Below are 17,110 nucleotides of genomic sequence, written 5' to 3' on the forward strand. Positions count from 1 at the left end.
AGGCAGATGAAGTAGGCAGATACCTACGGGCTACAGCTCCGATTGGCCGGGAGCCCCTAGTACAGCTTGCCGCACCAGATCCACTATCAGGGCATCCGCAATGGTCATGGAGGTAGGGGTAGGGGGCAGCTGATCAGGCAGGAAGAAGCCCTCCAGGGCCTGGAAGCCTTCGTGTTCCAGCGGGTGAAATGCCATGGACCAATCGGGGAAACTGCGCGCGGCAATAGGTTTATTCACCAACCGCACTACGTGGGAATGGCGGCCGTCGCGGGAAATCTTTTCGAAGAGGGGCTCAATAATCTCCGGAGCACCCTCAATCAGCTGGGCAATATTGCCGTGGCTGTAAAACAGAATGCCCGTTACATCATGCAGGGCATTGTCGCGGCGACATTGGTCCAGCAGTTCTTTCAGATCCTGATCCGACAGGGGCCGGACAGCCCGGCTCATGTACACAATATGATTCATACGAAACAAAAAGGGCGCCTTTCTTAGATGGTGTAACAGGTTTTAAAGCACAGATGAGGGGAGCGAAAGGAGCCCAATGCTTGGCAAGATACAAGCTCGTCCTGATATGGTGCAGCTTGTATCTCAAAAGGAAAACTCGTCGGAAGCAGTTTGGTTGCGTGGCACAGCCTCGGGGGCCGGCACTATTGGTAGCGGGCCGTTCTGCGAAGCCGCCCCCGAGCTCATGCATAACAGGCCACTGACTAGCACGTAGATACTAAAGTGCGGTTTGCCGCCATCTGCCATTGGGTAGCCGCCAGGCTACGCTACAATCCCTACCCATGAAAACAACGCAAGCTGCCCTGTGGGGCGTGTTAGCCGGCGCGGCCGGAGTAGCCGCCATGACCCTGGCCGAGAAAGTGGAGCAGCGCTTCACCCGCCGCCCCAATTCCTACGTGCCTGCTCACACGCTGGAGCGCCTGCTGGGGCTACCCCATAAGCCCGATGAGGAGCGATTGGGCATGAACTGGACCATGCACTGGGGCCAGGGCATTGTGCTAGGTGCTGTGCGCGGGCTAATGGCCGCCAAAGGCGTGCGCGGACCCGTGGGCTCCTTCCTGTTCCTGAACCTGCGCCTGCTCAACGACCAAACCCTGGAAAATGCCACCGGCGTAGGAGCTTTGCCCTGGACGTGGCCCCGCGACGAACAAGTTATAGACTTGGTGCACAAAGGAATTTATGCCTTTGTGGCGGGCCTTGTGGCCGACCGGCTGGTGGTGGGTCCGCCTCGTGAGGCTGTGCCCCGCGCGGGCTGGACGGTGGGGCAGCCTGCCTAGATAAACCCCGCTGATAAGCGTTGTTGGCTATTTTTACCACAGTTTTCGTACGTGTAGCAGTTCCCTGCTCCGAAGCCGACCAACCAATCCGGCTATCGGTGCCGCTTTTTCTACTCCCCTCCGCATGAGCAAGCTTTCCAGTATTCTTCTGGTTGATGACGATAAGACGACCAATTTTCTTAATGAGCTGATGCTGCGCAAACTGGACGTGGCCGACAAGCTGTTAGTGGCTCTGAACGGCCAGGAAGCCCTGCAGATACTGCAGGAGCACTGCGCCCAGAGTGCGTCCAGTTGCCCGGTGCTTATCTTTCTGGATATCAACATGCCCGTGATGAACGGGTTTGAATTTCTGGATGCCTACAGCCAGCTTCCCTGGATCCAGCAGCGCACCACTATTATTGTGATGCTGACTACCTCCCTGCACTCCCGCGACCTGCGCCGGGCCGAGGAGTTGCCCGTGGCCGGGTTCGTAAGCAAGCCCCTCACGGAGCAAAAGGTGCAGGCCATTCTGCAGAAGCACTTCCCCGACCGTGCTACCCCTCCCGAGCAGCCCAACCCGTAGCAGAGCCAACGCGGACTTTTCTTCCTACGTAGGAAGAGGATTTGTATTTCACTACCCTAGCACCTCCTTCCTATGGCTCAAGCACAAAATTCCAACTCCGAGTCCGGCTGGGCATCTCCCGGCGGCCTGTCGCCCATTCCCAAGGAAGAGCTCTTCCGCGTGCTGGATGAAGAAAATATTCAGCTCGAAGACCTGCCCAAGAAAACCAAGCACTTGGCTACCAAAATCCGCGACATCTACGAGAAGTCATCGGGCGAGAAGCTGCAGCCCGCCGATATGGAAGCTTTCCAGGCCTTGGTAGGCCGCGAGGCAACCGAGTGGCTGGAGCGCCGCCCGCACGTATAAACCCATAGCCCAGGCTTCTGGCTGCCACTTACGGGTTTGGCAGGTGTAACTGACCTTTACCAAGCACTTCGCCTCCGGGCGGCAGACCAACAGGTTTTGCCGCCCGGGGGCGAAGTGCTTTGGGGCTGGGAACAGGGGTAGGGCAGGCCGTGCAACTCCTTGAAAAAGGCGGTTTGCAGCAAGCTGAGCAATATCCGAAGGGTTGCGGCTGCCGTAGGGGGTAGGAGCTAAGTCTTCCCGCCTGACCCCTTGTTCCGTATGATCTGCTTCCTACCACGCCTGGCTGCCGCTGTTGCTTCTGGCCGCCCGTTTGCCCCGCTTCGTTTGCTGTTGTGCTTGTGCCTGGTGCTGCTGCTCGGGAGCTGCGCTACCTCCCGGCCCGGCGCCGCAGTGCAGAAGAAAGTACAAGGCAAGACCTACGTGATTATTGGGGCTTCGAGCGGTTTTGGCCGCGGCATGGCCGAGCAGCTCGGCGCCATGAAAGCCAACGTAGTGCTGGCGGCCCGCCGCACCGAGGTGCTGGAAGAAGTAGCCGGCAAAATCCGCGCGGCCGGGGGCCAGGCCTTGGTGGTAACCACCGATATCAGTCAGCCTGAGCAAGTGCAGCGCCTCGCCGATGCTGCCTTGCAGCAGTTTGGGCGCGTAGATGTGTGGGTGAACGATGTAGGGGTAGGCGGCATCGGGCGGTTCTGGGATATTCCCTTGGCCGACTACTCCCGCCTGATTGATGTCAACCTGAAAGGCATTGTGTACGGCAGCCAGGTCGCCATCAAGATTTTTCAGAAGCAGGGCAACGGTACGCTCATGAACCTGGGCTCCGTGGAAAGCAAGGTGCCCCTGGCCTACCACGCCGTGTACGCCGCCACCAAAGGTGCCATCCGGAACATGGACCGCGCCCTGCATCATGAGTTGCGCCTGCAGGGCTACCAGAACATCAAGGTAGTAACCATTGAGCCCTGGGCCGTGGATACCCCGTTTTGGGGGCACGCGGCCAACTACAGCGGCGGCACGCCCCGCATGGCCGCCATGGATCCGCCCAGCAAGGTGGTAAATGCCATGGTGCGCTCCTCGGTGCGGCCCCGGCAAGAGTTGCCGGTAGGCTGGAAAGCCCGCGGCGCCTCGTTCTCTCACCAGGTGCTACCCCACTTCACCGACCGGATTTCGGCCAACATCGTGCACCGCTACCAGATGAAAACTGCGCCGCCGGCCCCGGCTACCCCCAGCTCCTTGTACCAACCCGTACCTACCGGCCAGGGCGTGGACGATGGCGTGAAAAAGCGTATTAAGCAGGAAAACCGTCAGCGCAAGCAGAAGAAGTAGCTGGCCTGCTACCCCTTAGGGTTCGGGTAAGTGCCGGGGTCAAACAGCCTGTCGAAGGTGAGTATCGAGCCAGAGGGCACCGGCCAGCACCAGAAGCATGACCGTGGCTACTACCAGCTGCGGGGCCACGGGCATAAAAGGCGTCTCGCCGTCGTCCCAGGAAGACGTGTTCCGAAACAGCAGCGACGGATAGAAAGAGAGGTAAAACAGCCCGGGCAGAAAGGCCGCCATCCAGATGGCCAGTTGTGTGTCGTGGCCGGGGTAGTGACCCCACAGCAGCACTAGTGATGCGGCGCAGGCCAGGGTAATGGCAAACAGCCACAACGCGCTATGGTAGCGTGCATGCGGCAGCCAATGGGGGTTAAACAAGTGAGTGTAGGGCTTCTTGATGGCGTCGAAGTACCAGCCCCCAACGGCGAGGGCTACGCCAGCAAAGGCAATCAAGGCTTTTACAATGAGCAGGTTCATAGCATCGTCTTAACCCGGCCAAGATAAAGCTTTCCCAAGTGCTGCCGCCGGCTGCTGGGCGTTATAACTAGGACGGAACGGCGCTGCTGTGCTTTCCCGAAACCACAAGAAAAGTGTGAAAAACTTCCAGAGCTCAGCTACCAGTACACATCTGGCGGGCTGTGGTCTTTGGGAAAACGAGTGAGTTTCCTGCAAGCGGCGACGCTGTAACCAGCGGTAGGAAGCCATGTAAGTTGGAGGCGGTGACTTTCTTTGTGCCCCTTTCCTCTCCAGCTATGAAACCGCACTATCCCATCCTCGACGGCCTCCGCGGCGTGGCCGCTATTCTGGTAGTCATCTTTCACGTCTTCGAAGGCCACTTCCCCAACTTCGCCCAGCACCCTGTCCACCATGGTTATCTGGCCGTGGATTTCTTTTTCCTGCTCTCGGGCTTTGTGGTGGGCTACGCCTACGACGACCGGTGGCCGCGCATGAGCACCTGGGACTTCTTCAAGATCCGGCTGGTGCGCCTGCACCCGCTTATTCTGCTCAGTGTGGTCATTGGCGGCGTTTGCATCTGGCTCGACCCCTACATGCATATTGCCGAGCAAGTGGGCCTGCTGAAGCTGCTGGGCATCATGCTGCTTACCGCTACCCTGCTGCCCGCCCCCGACCTGCGCGGCTGGGGCGAAACCCACTCCCTGAACGGGCCGCTGTGGTCGTTGCTGCAGGAATACCTGGCTAACCTGCTCTATGCTGTATGGGGCCGCAAGCTCAGCCAGCGTGGGCTCTGGGCGTTGGCCATCGTTAGTGGGGTAGCACTTACCTGGGTAGCCGTGGCCCGCGGCGACATTGCCACCGGCTGGGCTCACTCCAACATCTGGATTGCTGTTATTCGGATGATGTACCCCTTCTTCGCCGGGCTGCTGCTGTTTCGGGCGGGGCGGTTGGTGCGGGTGCCGTTTGCGTTTCCGCTGTGCTCCCTGGCGCTGGTGGCGCTGTTCTGCCTACCCTACTTCCCTATCAATGGGCTCTATGAGGCGGCCTGCATCCTGTTTGCGTTTCCACTGATAGTGGCAGCCGGGGCCGGCGGGCAAGTAAGCGGGGCCGGGGCCAAGGTGTGCAAGTTCCTCGGCGACTTGTCCTACCCCCTCTACATCACCCACTACCCCTTCATGTACCTCTATACCAACTGGCTGATCAACCACAAACCCACGCCCGCCGAGGCCGCGCCCGTGGCCCTGGGCCTGTTCGTATTTGTGCTCTTGCTAGGCTATGCTGCCCTCAAGCTCTACGATGAGCCGGTGCGCGCCTGGCTGAAGCGACGCTTCCTGACGCCCGCCGCCTCACCCGAATTGGCCAGAAAGTAGATTCAGCTACTCCGGGCGGATTCAGGCAAGGCTATACTTGCTGCTGCTTATTCTTCCGGTGTACATTCTCCTTGCTCAATCAGCCCTAGCAAGTAGGTAAAATAGAAAAGAATGTCCTCGTTGGAGGTTTTTACATTGATGAGGATATTCTTGAAGTCATAGTCAGGGTGTTGCATTTTGCCGAACGGCCGGCACGTCCCAGAGGTTAGATAAGGGAATGCGTAAGATGTTTAGTGGGCCCAGGTTCTCCATGCCTATTCAACAGGCGAATTGGGGTTAGGCGGCAAGGAGGCTTCGTATTGCGCCAAGTACTGCTGAATGGGCATAGGGGGCGCCATGAGAGCTGTGCCAGTCTGCCGGTTCACTACAACTGGGCCAGTGCCCAAAACCATTGCCCGAATGTTGCCCGTCTCGGCATATTCGCGGGTGTTGAACGGGAATAGCCAAGCGTATGGCTTCTCGATAATCTTATCTTCCAGAATGACATACTGCCGATTCGCTTGCTGCGCGAGGTCCGTGATGAAACTAAGAGCAATGGCATGAGCTTGTTGTTGGGTAAGCATACGCGTTGAACAGTAATGCCAAGGTGGGCGTTGCAATTGTGAGCCTACCAGAAGGAAACTGAATCCAACGCACTAGTTCCTGATATAAGATAGAAACAATCCTGACAGAACCGATTTTTACCAGAACAGTTGTTAGAAGACAATTCACTAACTGAATAACTCCTGGTCTATTTTGGCGCGCAGCTTCTGTAAGGCGGCACGCAAGGCAGTGCGCCACTCCGCTGGCTGGCTGTGACACTCCAGTAATTGCTCGCCAACAGCTAACAACACGTGGTAAAAGGTAGCCCGCAGTAATACCTCGTCGGGAAAGGAATGGCAATAAATTTCTACTGCGTCTGCGTGAATTGGGCTCCGCTCGGTCAAATCAAACTCGTCCAAATCACCGGGGAACGTTACTCCCACGGCGTTTGAGCCCGAGCCTACTCCTCGTACGGCAGCTTCTATTACCTCCGGGTAGCAAGCAGCTGGCATACCACTAAAGAAGGAGGGCCATATTGCCTGTGGTGCAGTAAGGTCTTCCACACGAAAACCTAACACATGCCACTCCCCAGGGCGCGCGGCAGCGATGCGCCATTGTGGTTGTGTCATCAATAGTATCTGTGCAATGGCCCTCTAAAATACACTTTTCTTTCTAGTGTTGATGGCCATTAATACAAGCGCTGAGTGCGTCAGGCAGCTTGATGGTTTATTGTTGCACTAACACTACCTCGTCCTTATTTAAGTCAAATAAGGTTTTGTCAAGTTGGCCTTTGAACGCAACGACTCTATCCGTAAGAGCCTTATTACCAACTCTTCTTTCTCCAAGTGCCTCAAGATCGGCAGTTGCGCTGCCGTTTACGAAGAGCTTCCATTTGCCAGAAGTCACAAAGTCGGTTTGCCCTTCTAATTGTCCAGCGATAAAAACTTGGTCGAACGACATGTTGAAAATGTCTGAAACTTTTATGAAGACAGCTTTCATACTCATCTTGTATTAGGAAATGCTTTTCCAGGCTTGGTAATCCCTATCACGTAGTTGTTTCAGAATAGCTACGTCTTCAACGCCTAAGCCGAGGAACTTGCAGTGTCGCACCATAAAGTCCTTCACATGCCATTCGGCAAAAGGAATGTCATGCGGTCCTTTTAAGAGGCCAAGAGCATATTGAGTACCATGTAGGAATTCTTCAAGCAAAGCAGCCTTGCTGGGTGGGTCTTTCATCAAAATATGATCCATGTGTTCCCCTCCAACATTGGCTTCTGCTCCTACATATTCCAGGTAACGAAGTTCATCTTCTGTACGAGCAAAATGCAGATTACGCTTCGATGCTACTTTTGCTATTAAAGCGACACTTGCTAACTCAACGCCCTCAAGTCCTTCGTCTTGCCTGTACAAAACGAAAGGCTTTTTCTTTTGCTCAGTCGGAGCTTTGAGCGCTTTATCAAGTTGCCTTTCTACTGCTAATGCCGACGAGGGCAGGTACTCTGCCGGCTTGCTTAGGGCGCGGTAGCGGGTGTCTTTGTCGGCATCCCAGGGGATGACGCTGTGGGCTTCCGAGAACAGACCCTGTACTTCCTTGGCGGCAGCCGAGAGGTTAAGCTCTACTTCAAACGAGCCCTGCCCATTGTGGCCGCGTGCATCGAAGCGGCAGGTGTAGTGCATGCAGAAGGCATCGTAGAATACTACAGTTTTAGCTTTTTGGTCTTCGTTCTGGTAGAAGATCAGGCGGCCACTGTGGCGGCGGTGGGCATCGAGCATCCAACTCTCCCAGAAGCCCCAGGTGGCGGCCTCGCCCACCAGCATGAGCTCAATCAGGCCTAGGCGCACGTCGGTGCTGGGCGACCTTCGTAGTCGGTAGCTTGTCGAAAAGAGAACGAGCCAGCCGCAAAAGGCACTTGTTGGCCTCCTACTTGAATCTCAGCGTGTAAAATAGGCATGCACGAATAGGATATATAACGGTAGCCAAGATATACGGAAAACTCGTACTGCCCAGCCCGCTAGGCTACCTCGCCCCGAGAAGCGCCGGGCGTTACCTTCGCCTAAAACTGCTCGATGATTACGCTAGGCCACCTGCAACCCGAACACGTAACGCACTTCTACCGGTGGATTGCCGACCCCGAAGTCATCGAGTATTCCCTGTCGGCGTTCCAGACCATGACCACCGAGGCCCAGATTGACGCATGGTATGCCCGCACCCTCCGCGACGAGAGCAGCCTCAACCGGGGCATCTTCACCACCGATACCCAGGAGCTGATTGGCTACGCGGGCATCTCCGGCATTTCCCGGCTCAACCAATCGGGCGAGTATTTCATCTTTATCGGGGAGAAAGCCTACTGGGGCCGGGGCGTGGGCACCGAGGTCACGAAGCAAGTGCTGGCCCTGGGTTTCACCGAACTTGGCCTCAACCGCATTATGCTCACCGTCTCGGAGCCCAACGTAGGCGGGGTAAAAGCCTATGCCAAGGCCGGCTTCAAACTGGAAGGCCGCCTGCGCGAAGCCTGCCTGCGCAACGGCAGGTTCCACGATAAACTCATCATGTCGTTGCTGAAAGCAGAGTGGTAGCTGCCCGCTGCTAGGCCAGTCTCGAAGCTAAAATCTTAAAAGTGGTGCCCCGGCTAAAGGGTGATTCATGGTGTTGTAAATAGAGCTCCATACAAGTTGGTTGCTACCTTAAGAGAAAGTTAGATGTGGATCTGACTCTGCACTCTCATCAGGTCTGCGCCACGTGTATAACAACGGGAACATGCCTATTAGAACTAATAAGCTGCCCGATATAGCCAGTCTGTAATAAATGCTTGCTGCCATTGCATCTCCGGTCAGCAACCTTTGAAAACCAAGGACAAAAGGGGTGCTGTATAATCCAGTCCAGTTAAGTAATACACCACCTACGAAAAGCAGAAAGGGAAGTAACAGGCTTTCCCTGCGGCGCCATGCTATTAGTCCCAGCAGCGAGCAGGCTATTAGAATAGCAAATAAGAAAGCAAGGGGTTTAAATAGATAAAGCTCAGACACTAGACTACTTAGCGTACTATTCGTAGCCTTGAGGTCGATGTGACGCCAGAACTCATCTCCGTAGAGCAGGCGTAAGCGGACAATCTTTACATGTCGTATGAAGAGCAGTTGCCGCAACCCTAGCACTATGAACGGCACGCTCAATAAATGCAGGCCTAATAAGCGCCAGTTGATTCTTTTCAGGCGAAAAGCCATGTGTTTGGTAAATGTATAGTGATGTAAATAAAGCAACTTCCTGCTGGCCTAAGCGCAAACCTGGTATCCGAGCGCAGTAGCGCCGGTAATTTCTTAGGACACCTGTTACGTCGAGCGTAAGCGTTTTACATACATTCTGGCAAACCCACGTACTTTGTAGCAACTACCTCGCTACTCCATGCCTGACGCTGCCGCCGCCCCCGGCTACCCCCGCCTTACCTATCTGCGCATCAAAAACTACCGTGCATTGCGCGACGTGGAGCTGCGCGACCTGACGCCGCTGACAGTGTTCATTGGCCCCAACGGCAGCGGCAAATCCACCATCCTCGACGCCCTGGCGTTTCTGGCCGAAGCCGTAAGCGGCAACCTGCAACAAGCCTGGGAAAAGCGGAACCGGTTTACCGGTATGAGGACACGTGGGCAGGAGGGGCCAATTGAGTTTGAGGTGGAAGTAAATAGTGACTTTGAACAACTTCGCTATACCATTTCTTTCGAGGAGAAGGAAATGGTAATGCAGATGAAAGCTTTTGTGAGGGATGAGAGATTAGAAGGGAAAGAGCCAGCAAAGACTTGGTTCAAGATATGTAGCAAAGGAGAAGAAATAGGTTTTACTCATACTTACTCTGGTGCTCCTTTTGTAAACGGCTACTGCATAGAAAAAAATGAGGTAGCACATATGTTTGCTACTCCCGATCATCCCTTTCTAGGGATGATTAATGGATTAAATTCCCCTTACTCAGAAGAATTACAATCCAGTGCTTTAAGCATTTTAAATCTTCTAAACTCCTACCGCTACATCCACCTCACTGACGACCACCTGAAGGGCTACTCCGATGCCGGACCGCGGGAGAAGCTGTCAGCCAATGGGGACAACCTGCCCAACGTGCTGTACTATTTGCACACCAAGCACCCAGAAGCGCTGGCGCGTATCAGCGAGAAGCTACGGCGCTGGGTACCAGGGTTAGCGGAGGTAGTAACGGAAATAACTTCTGACGAGCGCCTGCTGCTGCGCTTCCGGGATGCGCCGTTTGAGAAGCCGCTGCCGGCCCAGTATATGTCGGATGGTACGATGCGACTGGCGGCCCTGCTGACCCTGCTCTACGAGCCTAATGCTACCGGGCTGCTAGGTATCGAGGAACCGGAAAACGAGCTGCATCCGCGCCTGCTGCCCCGCCTAGCCGAGGAGTTGAGCAAAGCCACCGAAACGCGGCAGCTGCTGGTGGCTACTCACTCGCCTTTCCTGCTGGATGCCTTGGAGCCGGAGCAGGTCTGGATACTGGACCGGGGCGCCGATGGCTACACCCAGGCCACCCGCACGGCCGATATTCCGCAGGTGAAGGAACTGGTGGAAGACGGCTCCCCGCTGGGCTACCTCTGGACCAGCAACTTCTTCCGCCTCGGCGACCCCCTGGCGCCCCGCACCCCCGCCGACCGGTAGTATGCACATCGAGTTCCTACTGGAAGAACCCTCGGCGGAGGCCGCGCTGAATCTGCTGCTGCCCAAGCTGCTACCCCCGTCCGTAACCTGGAGTTGCCACCCGCACCGCGGCAAAACGGATTTGTTCCAGCGTCTGCCCGGCCGCCTGAAAACCTACGCCCGCCAGTTTCCGCACCAGCCGGAATTACGCGTGGTCATCCTGATGGATGCTGACACCGACTGTCGTCGCCGCAAGGCCGAGTTGGAACAGGTAGTAGCCGAAGCCGGCTTGCTTACCAAAACCACCGCTGCTGGGCAGCCCTTCCGCATCATCACTCGACTAGCCGTGCAGGAACTGGAAGCGTGGTTTCTCGGCGACCGAGCCGCTATCCAAGCCGCCTACCCCCGCGTACGCCCCCAACACTTCAGCGGCCTCCCGCATGACCCTGACACCATTGCCGACACCTGGGAAACTCTGTGGCGCGTGTTGCAGCAAGGCAAATACTACCCCACTGGCAAGGCCAAAGTAGAGTGGGCCGAAACCATTGCCCCGCATCTGGAGCCAGCGCGGAATACCTCGGCCAGCTTCCAGTATTTTCGGCGGGGGCTTAGGGTGTTGTAAATACGAGAACCAAGTAGACCTTGCCTCAAGCACACTGGGTATGGTTACATACCCTTGAGTCGGCGCGGGTATCGGGGCGCTTTTATGGTAGTTGAGTAGGGGAGAGGCCGTATCTTTATGCCTTTAATTCGTCTTTAGGGGTATGCCTAATACCCTACTATTCAAGTGTATGCTCAAGCTTTTGCAGTTTCTATTGGGGCCGCTATTGCTGGCTCTGCCATTGGTAAGCCAAGCACAGGATACAGAGCCGGTGACCGTGCCCCGGCAAGGCTCGCCCGGCCGGGAGGAGTATTCTGTTCTAAAAGCCGATTCTAAAATCAAGGAGGGAGCGTACCGATCCTACGGTGGTCGAAAAGGCACAACACTGGTTATGAATGGCTTCTACATTGCCGGCCAGCAAGACAGCTTGTGGACGGCCTACGCCGACAACGGCAAAACGCTACGGTGGAAAGGCCGCTACCGTCAGGGGCAGAAAGTCGGGGTGTGGGACTACTACAGTTCGGAAGGCAAACTGACCCAGCAGTACGACCATAGTAGCGGCAAGCTAGTTTTCAGCCTACCAACGCCCCACTCGATGCGCGCAACGTTTCAGGCATTGAGCGAAGAAGAAATTACCTGTCCGCCCGTATACATCGGCGGTGAGGCGTTGTTGATGAGGAACATAGGGATATCAGTTCGCTACCCCGCCGCGGCCTTGCGCAACCAGATAATGGGTGATGTGCGCGTAGGCTTCATCATTGATAAAGACGGAAATGCCTCCAACTACCGGGTGGTGCAGGGCCTGGGCTACGGCTGCGACGAAGAGGCCCTACGAGTGGTGAAGCTGATGACTAGTAACTGGATTCCTGCCTCAGCCAATGGCAAGCCGGTAGCCGCCGAATGTCAGCTACCGGTTAGCTACCGGCTTAAATAAGTAAAAAGCCCGCTCTTTGCCGAGCGGGCTTTTTGCTTATTTAGCACTCATAGGATTTATACCCCTACCTTCTCCTCACTGCCCAACTCGCTCAGGATGCGCTTGGCGGCCTGGACGTTTTTCACTTCCTCCACGGAGAGGATGAGCTGCTCCTTGCGCTCCTTCATGGAGGCGGAGCGGGGGTGGGTTTGCACGTAGCTGAGGATGTTGCCGAAGGTGTCGCTCTGGAAGTACCGCTCGTTGTTGTTGGCCGGGATGAAACCTTTCAGCAGGCCCTTCTTTAGCGTCAACTTCTCGAAGCCCACCTGGCAGGCTTGCCAGCGCAGGCGCACAATGTCGGCCAGTTGCTCCACTTCCTGGGGTAGGGGGCCGAAGCGGTCCGTCATGCCCGTAAGGATTTTGCGCAGGTCCTCGGGGCTTTTGGCCCTATCCAGCTTGCTATACAGCTGCAGGCGCTCCGATACGCTGCTCACGTAGGAATCGGGGATGAGGATTTGCAGGTCCGTTTCAATGTTGCACTCCTTGGGGCCGCTGGTGCCGGCCGCTTCCTGCAGGCGCTGGGTGGGGTCGCCGAGGAACAGGTCGCGGAACTCGGTTTCCTTCAGCTCCTGCACCGCCTCGTCCAGGATCTGGTGGTAGGTCTCGAAGCCCAGGTCGTTGATAAAGCCCGACTGCTCGCCACCCAGCAGGTTGCCCGCCCCCCGGATGTCCAGGTCGCGCATGGCCACGTTGAAGCCCGCGCCCAGGTCCGAGAATTCCTCCAGGGTGCTCAGGCGCTTGCGGGCGTCGGAAGGCAGGCCAGCCACCGGAGGCGTGAGCAGGTAGCAATAGGCCTTCTTGTTGGAGCGGCCCACCCGGCCCCGCATCTGGTGCAGGTCAGAAAGGCCGTGCATGTGGGCCCGGTTGATGATAATGGTGTTGGCGTTCGGGATATCCAGGCCGCTCTCAATGAGGGTGGTGCTCACCAGCACATCGTAGTCGCCGTCCACGAATTTCATCATGCGCTTTTCCAGCAAGTCGCCGTCCATTTGGCCGTGCACGTAGGTCACGCGGGCATCGGGCACTAGGCGCAGAATCAGGTTGGCCTGCTCCTCAATGTCCTTCACGCGGTTGTGCACATAAAACACCTGCCCGCCCCGCTTTAGCTCGCGGGCAATGGCGTCGCGCACCAGGGCCTCATCGAAGACGTGCAACTCGGTTTGCACCGGCTGGCGGTTGGGTGGGGGGGTAGCAATAACCGACAGGTCGCGGGCGCCCATGAGCGAGAAGTGCAGGGTACGCGGAATAGGCGTGGCCGACAGGGTCAGCGTGTCCACGTTCACCTTCAGCTCCTTAAGCTTGTCCTTGGTTTTCACCCCGAACTTCTGCTCCTCGTCGATGATGAGCAGGCCCAGGTCCTTGAACTTCACATCCTTGTTCGTGAGGCGGTGCGTACCGATGAGGATGTCGGTTTTGCCCTCCGCCACGCGGCCCAGGGTTTCCTTGATCTGCTTGGTGGTCTTGAAGCGGTTCACGTACTCCACCGTCACGGGCAGGTTGCTGAGCCGCTCCCGGAAGGTTTTGTAGTGCTGCATGGCCAGAATGGTGGTAGGCACCAGCACGGCTACCTGCTTGCCATCGGCTACGGCCTTAAACGCCGCCCGAATGGCTACTTCCGTCTTGCCGAAGCCCACGTCGCCGCACACGAGGCGGTCCATGGGGTGGGGCACCTCCATGTCGCGCTTCACATCTTCGGTGGCCTTGGCCTGGTCGGGGGTGTCCTCGTAGATGAACGACGACTCCAGCTCGGCCTGCATAAACGAGTCGTGAGCGAAGGCGTGGCCGGGCGCGGTTTTGCGCTTGGCGTACAGCCGGATCAGCTCGGCCGCAATGTCCTTCACCTTCTTCTTTACCGACTTCTTCTTGTTTTCCCACTCCGGCGAGCCCAGCTTGCTCATGGTGGGCGGCGTACCCTCGGCCCCGCTGTACTTGGCAATTTTGTGCAGGGCGTGGATGCTCACCGTCAGCACGTCGTCGTCGCGGTACACCAGCCGGATGGCTTCCTGCACCCGGTCGTTGATTTCTACCTGCGTGAGGCCCGCAAAGCGCGCAATGCCGTAGTCCTGGTGCACCACGTAGTCGCCGGGTACCAGGGTGCGCAGCTCCTTCAGGGTCAGGGCCTTTTTCTTCGAGAACTTCCTACCCTCTTGGGCGCGGTAAAACCGCTCGAACAGCTGGTGGTCGGTGTACACCACCAGTTTCAGGTTTTCGTCGATGAAGCCCTCGCGCAAGCCCAGCAGCATGTGCTGAAACTGCACGTTGTTGTCCAGCTCATCGAAGATGGTGCGCAGGCGGTCGGCCTGGCGGACCTGCTCGGCGGCAATAATATTGGTGTAGCCCTTCGCCTGGTTGTCGTGCAGGTTCTTGACGATGCGGTTGAAGTCCTTGTTGAAGCTGGGCTGTGGCTTGGTAGTGAACTGGAATTCCTCAGCGCCCTTGAAGTAAAACCGCTTGCCAAACTCCACCACCGGAAAACCCTCCAGCAGCTTCTTGAACGTCTTGCCCGATTCAAACAAATCGGCGGGCTTGCTCACTACCTGGGTGCCGCCCGCTACCTCCAGCAGTTCCTTGAAACCCGCTTCGGCCTTGTCAAACGACTCATCCACCACATCCAGGGTCTGGCGCACGTCCTTGGCCCAGATGCAGGTGTTCTTCGGGATGAAGTCCAGGAAGGCCTCCCGCGTTTCCTGCAGCAGCTTGGTTTGCACGTTCGGGATGATGCTCACCTGCTGGCGCTTCTCTACCGAGAGCTGGCTTTCCGGGTCAAATGTCCGGATGGTTTCCACCTCATCCCCGAACAGCTCGATGCGGTAAGGCAGCTCGTTGGCGTAGGAGAAAATATCCACGATGCCGCCGCGCACCGCAAACTGTCCCGCCTCATACACAAAGTCCGTCCGGTCAAAGTCGTACTCCGCCAGCATGTCGCTGATGAAGTTCACGTCCAGCTTGTCGCCCACTTTCACCACAAAGGTGTTGGCCACCAGGCTTTTCTTGTTGATAACCTTCTCGAACAGCGCCTCGGGGTAGGTCACGATAAGCGCTCCGCCCGTACCCGGCACCGGCCGGGGGGCAGCGTCCTCCGCTTCGCCTGAGTCGCCGGAGCCCAGGCCAGCCAGCGGCGAAACCGGCGTAGTGCCGGCTGCGGCCGCCGCTTCCCGCCGGGCCGTGTTCAGGCGGTTGAGCACTTCAGCCCGCATCAACACGTTGGCGTTTTCCGTCTCGTCGAAGCGGTAGGGATGCTTGTAGGAGCTCGGGAACAGCAACACCTCGGGCCCGTCGGGGAGCAGGCTTTGCAGGTCGGCCAGGAAGTAGGCGGCTTCCTCCTTATCGTGCAGAATGAACAGGTGAGAAAGCGGCCCGTGCGTGACGGCCGCCGCCACCACCGCATCCTGGCTGCCTACCAGGCCGCGCAGTTGCAGGCGCAGGTCGGCGCTGCGGCTTTGGTCGGGGGTAGCGGCGGGTTTGGCTGCCCCGTGCAAGCGAGCCGACAGAATCTGTACGTCGGTATCGAGGCGGTATAGACGAAGGAAATCGGAGACTTTCAAAACGGGTATCGGCTAGGGAGGGAGGCAAAGGTAGAAGCCCGGCCGAATGAAAATCCGGTCGGGCGAAGTCTGAGCACGGGGCTTAAGAAGCCGCGCTAGTCAATACCGCCGCCGCGCCCTGAAAGTTTCCGACACATTTTGGTAACACTCCCGTATCTTCCCACTTCACGCAGTACAAGTAGCCCCGGTGGGTGTAAGGCTATGACGGACAAGCAACAGGACAGTGGCTCGGAGGAGTGGGACAACCTCCTGAGCCATCTGCGCCAGATTCGGGAACAAGTGCGCCAGCAAGGCCCCTTACCCGACCACGAGAAACAGGAAATTACCAACGCTTTTCACCGCGGCCTGGAGCTGCTGGAAAACCAGGTTCGTGATATGGAGGGCGGCCTGCGGGGCAGTTCCGGCCGGTGGTGAGGGGTAGGAAGTTGGGCAGAACAAGTCAGAGCTAGCTTCCTTCTTTGGATAAGGAGGGGTTGGGGCTGGTTGATGGGGTAGAAACGACCTATTGACTATAGGTGCTAGTTCTAATCTTCAACCACCTTCTACCCCACGCCGACTGAGGCCCGGAATCATCTGAGGAAGGGAGCTGAGTTCTGGTTGTAGTTAGGTAGTCAGAAGAATTAGCAGGAATGGTGCATTCACGCTACCGGCGGCGGTATCTTCGCAGCTTATTCTCTTCTATCTTTTTCTAGTGCGCGGTTCTTCTCACTTGGCCATTGGCTTAATTACCGGTGTGGCCGTAGCAGGCCTTGTGCCGGGTATAGCGTTTTCGCCGGCAGGTATTGCCCTGGCGGGCTTCTCGTCCCTTGCTCCTGACCTCGACCACCCCGGTTCCCGCCTTAGCAAACGCCTGGGGTTTGCCCAGAACTACGTGCGCTGGGCTTTTGTAGCAGTAGCGGCCGGACTAGCCCTGTACACTCACTTTCAGCTCCCGCCCGGACCCGACCGGCGCATGGGTTTCACGGCGGCGCTAGCGTTCGGCCTCATTGGGGCTGCCATGCAGGGCGACTCTACCCGCAAGCTGGCACTTATGTTCACGGGCCTGTGCACGGTAGTAGCCGGCCTGTACACCGGCTTTGTGTGGCTGAGTATGTTGGGCCTGTTTGTGGCCGTAGCCCCCTACACCTCCCACCGCTCCTGGACGCACACGCTCTGGGCTGCCGGCTTCTGGACCTACATTGGGCATCTGGCCAACCAGGGCTTGGGCTGGCACGGCGTGGCTTGGTTTGCGGGCGGCGGATACGTGTCGCACCTGCTAGCCGATACGCTGACCAAAGCTGGCGTGAAATGGCTGATGCCCCTCACCGACCTGACGCTGAAAATCCCACTGATCCGGACGGGCTCCAAAAGCGGCAACTTTCTGGAGGTAGCTATTTGCGTGGGCTATGGGCTGCTGGTGCTGGGGCTGGTAGTAGGCAAGCTAAGTTTTTAGGTTTAAGTAGCCGTCTGGCAACCCTTACGTGCTGTAGTTTGTCTGTTATATGATTAGCTTGAGCGATGTGCGGG

General features: G+C 57.3%; 18 protein-coding genes and 1 pseudogene. 11 read left to right on the forward strand and 8 right to left on the reverse strand.

The genetic code is table 11. The annotated features are described in order from the left end of the window. Positions 1-30: 30 nt before the first annotated feature. Entirely contained in the window at positions 31-465 is a 435-nt protein-coding gene (locus tag DNI29_RS02700; RefSeq protein WP_110976523.1) for a BLUF domain-containing protein, read from the reverse strand. A gap of 320 nt (positions 466-785) precedes the next feature. On the opposite strand from DNI29_RS02700, the gene DNI29_RS02705 reads away from it, so the two are divergent. The 4 genes from DNI29_RS02705 to DNI29_RS02720 all read left to right on the forward strand — a co-directional run bounded on the left by DNI29_RS02705 (position 786) and on the right by DNI29_RS02720 (position 3,507). After that, positions 786-1,280: a hypothetical protein gene (locus tag DNI29_RS02705; RefSeq protein ID WP_202910359.1), complete on the forward strand. Its 495-nt coding sequence runs from the start codon at positions 786-788 to the stop codon at positions 1,278-1,280. A 124-nt stretch (positions 1,281-1,404) separates the two neighbouring features. Continuing rightward, entirely contained in the window at positions 1,405-1,842 is a 438-nt protein-coding gene (locus DNI29_RS02710; protein ID WP_110976524.1) for a response regulator, read from the forward strand. A 72-nt stretch (positions 1,843-1,914) separates the two neighbouring features. Continuing rightward, positions 1,915-2,187 (forward strand): hypothetical protein, encoded by a 273-nt coding sequence (locus DNI29_RS02715; protein ID WP_110976525.1) that lies wholly within the window; start codon positions 1,915-1,917, stop codon positions 2,185-2,187. Positions 2,188-2,445: 258 nt separating this feature from the next. After that, positions 2,446-3,507: an SDR family NAD(P)-dependent oxidoreductase gene (locus DNI29_RS02720; RefSeq protein WP_110976526.1), complete on the forward strand. Its 1,062-nt coding sequence runs from the start codon at positions 2,446-2,448 to the stop codon at positions 3,505-3,507. Between the two features lie 39 nt (positions 3,508-3,546). Here DNI29_RS02720 and DNI29_RS02725 read toward each other — a convergent pair whose 3' ends face one another. Beyond that, positions 3,547-3,975, reverse strand: coding sequence for a hypothetical protein (locus DNI29_RS02725; RefSeq protein ID WP_110976527.1), 429 nt, complete (start codon positions 3,973-3,975; stop codon positions 3,547-3,549). Between the two features lie 275 nt (positions 3,976-4,250). Between DNI29_RS02725 and DNI29_RS02730 the strand changes: the two genes are divergently transcribed. After that, positions 4,251-5,324, forward strand: a complete 1,074-nt coding sequence (locus DNI29_RS02730) for an acyltransferase family protein (protein ID WP_110976528.1) — start codon at positions 4,251-4,253, stop codon at positions 5,322-5,324. Between the two features lie 254 nt (positions 5,325-5,578). Here the strand turns inward: DNI29_RS02730 and DNI29_RS02735 are convergent, their stop codons facing one another. The 4 genes and pseudogenes from DNI29_RS02735 to tssD all read right to left on the reverse strand — a co-directional run. Beyond that, positions 5,579-5,887, reverse strand: a complete 309-nt coding sequence (locus DNI29_RS02735; RefSeq protein WP_110976529.1) for a YrhB domain-containing protein — start codon at positions 5,885-5,887, stop codon at positions 5,579-5,581. 147 nt (positions 5,888-6,034) lie between these two features. Continuing rightward, positions 6,035-6,358 carry a hypothetical protein gene (locus DNI29_RS02740; protein WP_110976530.1) on the reverse strand — a complete coding sequence of 108 codons (324 nt, stop codon included), beginning with the start codon at positions 6,356-6,358 and terminating at the stop codon, positions 6,035-6,037. A 214-nt stretch (positions 6,359-6,572) separates the two neighbouring features. Then, the gene (locus DNI29_RS02745; RefSeq protein ID WP_123823042.1) at positions 6,573-6,845 is read right to left on the reverse strand and encodes a hypothetical protein; all 273 of its coding nucleotides are present in this window, start codon (positions 6,843-6,845) and stop codon (positions 6,573-6,575) included. A gap of 12 nt (positions 6,846-6,857) precedes the next feature. Beyond that, positions 6,858-7,691 (reverse strand): annotated as a pseudogene (gene tssD / locus DNI29_RS24400) (type VI secretion system tube protein TssD); the annotation flags it as partial. A gap of 222 nt (positions 7,692-7,913) precedes the next feature. Between tssD and DNI29_RS02755 the strand changes: the two are divergent. Further along, complete coding sequence (locus DNI29_RS02755) at positions 7,914-8,423, forward strand: GNAT family N-acetyltransferase (protein WP_110976532.1); 510 nt, start codon at positions 7,914-7,916, stop codon at positions 8,421-8,423. Between the two features lie 108 nt (positions 8,424-8,531). On the opposite strand, the gene DNI29_RS02760 is transcribed toward DNI29_RS02755, so the two are convergent. Beyond that, complete coding sequence (locus DNI29_RS02760) at positions 8,532-9,068, reverse strand: hypothetical protein (RefSeq protein ID WP_110976533.1); 537 nt, start codon at positions 9,066-9,068, stop codon at positions 8,532-8,534. A gap of 178 nt (positions 9,069-9,246) precedes the next feature. Between DNI29_RS02760 and DNI29_RS02765 the strand changes: the two genes are divergently transcribed. The 3 genes from DNI29_RS02765 (at position 9,247) to DNI29_RS02775 (ending at position 12,020) form a co-directional block, all read left to right on the forward strand. Further along, positions 9,247-10,506: an AAA family ATPase gene (locus DNI29_RS02765; protein WP_110976534.1), complete on the forward strand. Its 1,260-nt coding sequence runs from the start codon at positions 9,247-9,249 to the stop codon at positions 10,504-10,506. A 1-nt stretch (position 10,507) separates the two neighbouring features. After that, complete coding sequence (locus tag DNI29_RS02770) at positions 10,508-11,107, forward strand: DUF4276 family protein (protein WP_110976535.1); 600 nt, start codon at positions 10,508-10,510, stop codon at positions 11,105-11,107. Positions 11,108-11,276: 169 nt separating this feature from the next. After that, positions 11,277-12,020, forward strand: a complete 744-nt coding sequence (locus DNI29_RS02775; RefSeq protein WP_162303483.1) for an energy transducer TonB — start codon at positions 11,277-11,279, stop codon at positions 12,018-12,020. 56 nt (positions 12,021-12,076) lie between these two features. Here the strand turns inward: DNI29_RS02775 and mfd are convergent, their stop codons facing one another. Then, entirely contained in the window at positions 12,077-15,604 is a 3,528-nt protein-coding gene (gene mfd, locus DNI29_RS02780) for a transcription-repair coupling factor (RefSeq protein WP_110976537.1), read from the reverse strand. Positions 15,605-15,805: 201 nt separating this feature from the next. Here mfd and DNI29_RS02785 point away from each other — a divergent pair, with 201 nt between their 5' ends. Both DNI29_RS02785 and DNI29_RS02790 read left to right on the forward strand, forming a co-directional pair. After that, entirely contained in the window at positions 15,806-16,018 is a 213-nt protein-coding gene (locus DNI29_RS02785; protein WP_110976538.1) for a hypothetical protein, read from the forward strand. A 277-nt stretch (positions 16,019-16,295) separates the two neighbouring features. Next, the gene (locus DNI29_RS02790) at positions 16,296-17,036 is read left to right on the forward strand and encodes a metal-dependent hydrolase (protein WP_162303484.1); all 741 of its coding nucleotides are present in this window, start codon (positions 16,296-16,298) and stop codon (positions 17,034-17,036) included. Positions 17,037-17,110 lie beyond the last annotated feature (74 nt).

Origin of the sequence: Hymenobacter sediminis, assembly GCF_003231285.1 — a bacterium.
GTDB lineage: Bacteria > Bacteroidota > Bacteroidia > Cytophagales > Hymenobacteraceae > Hymenobacter > Hymenobacter sediminis.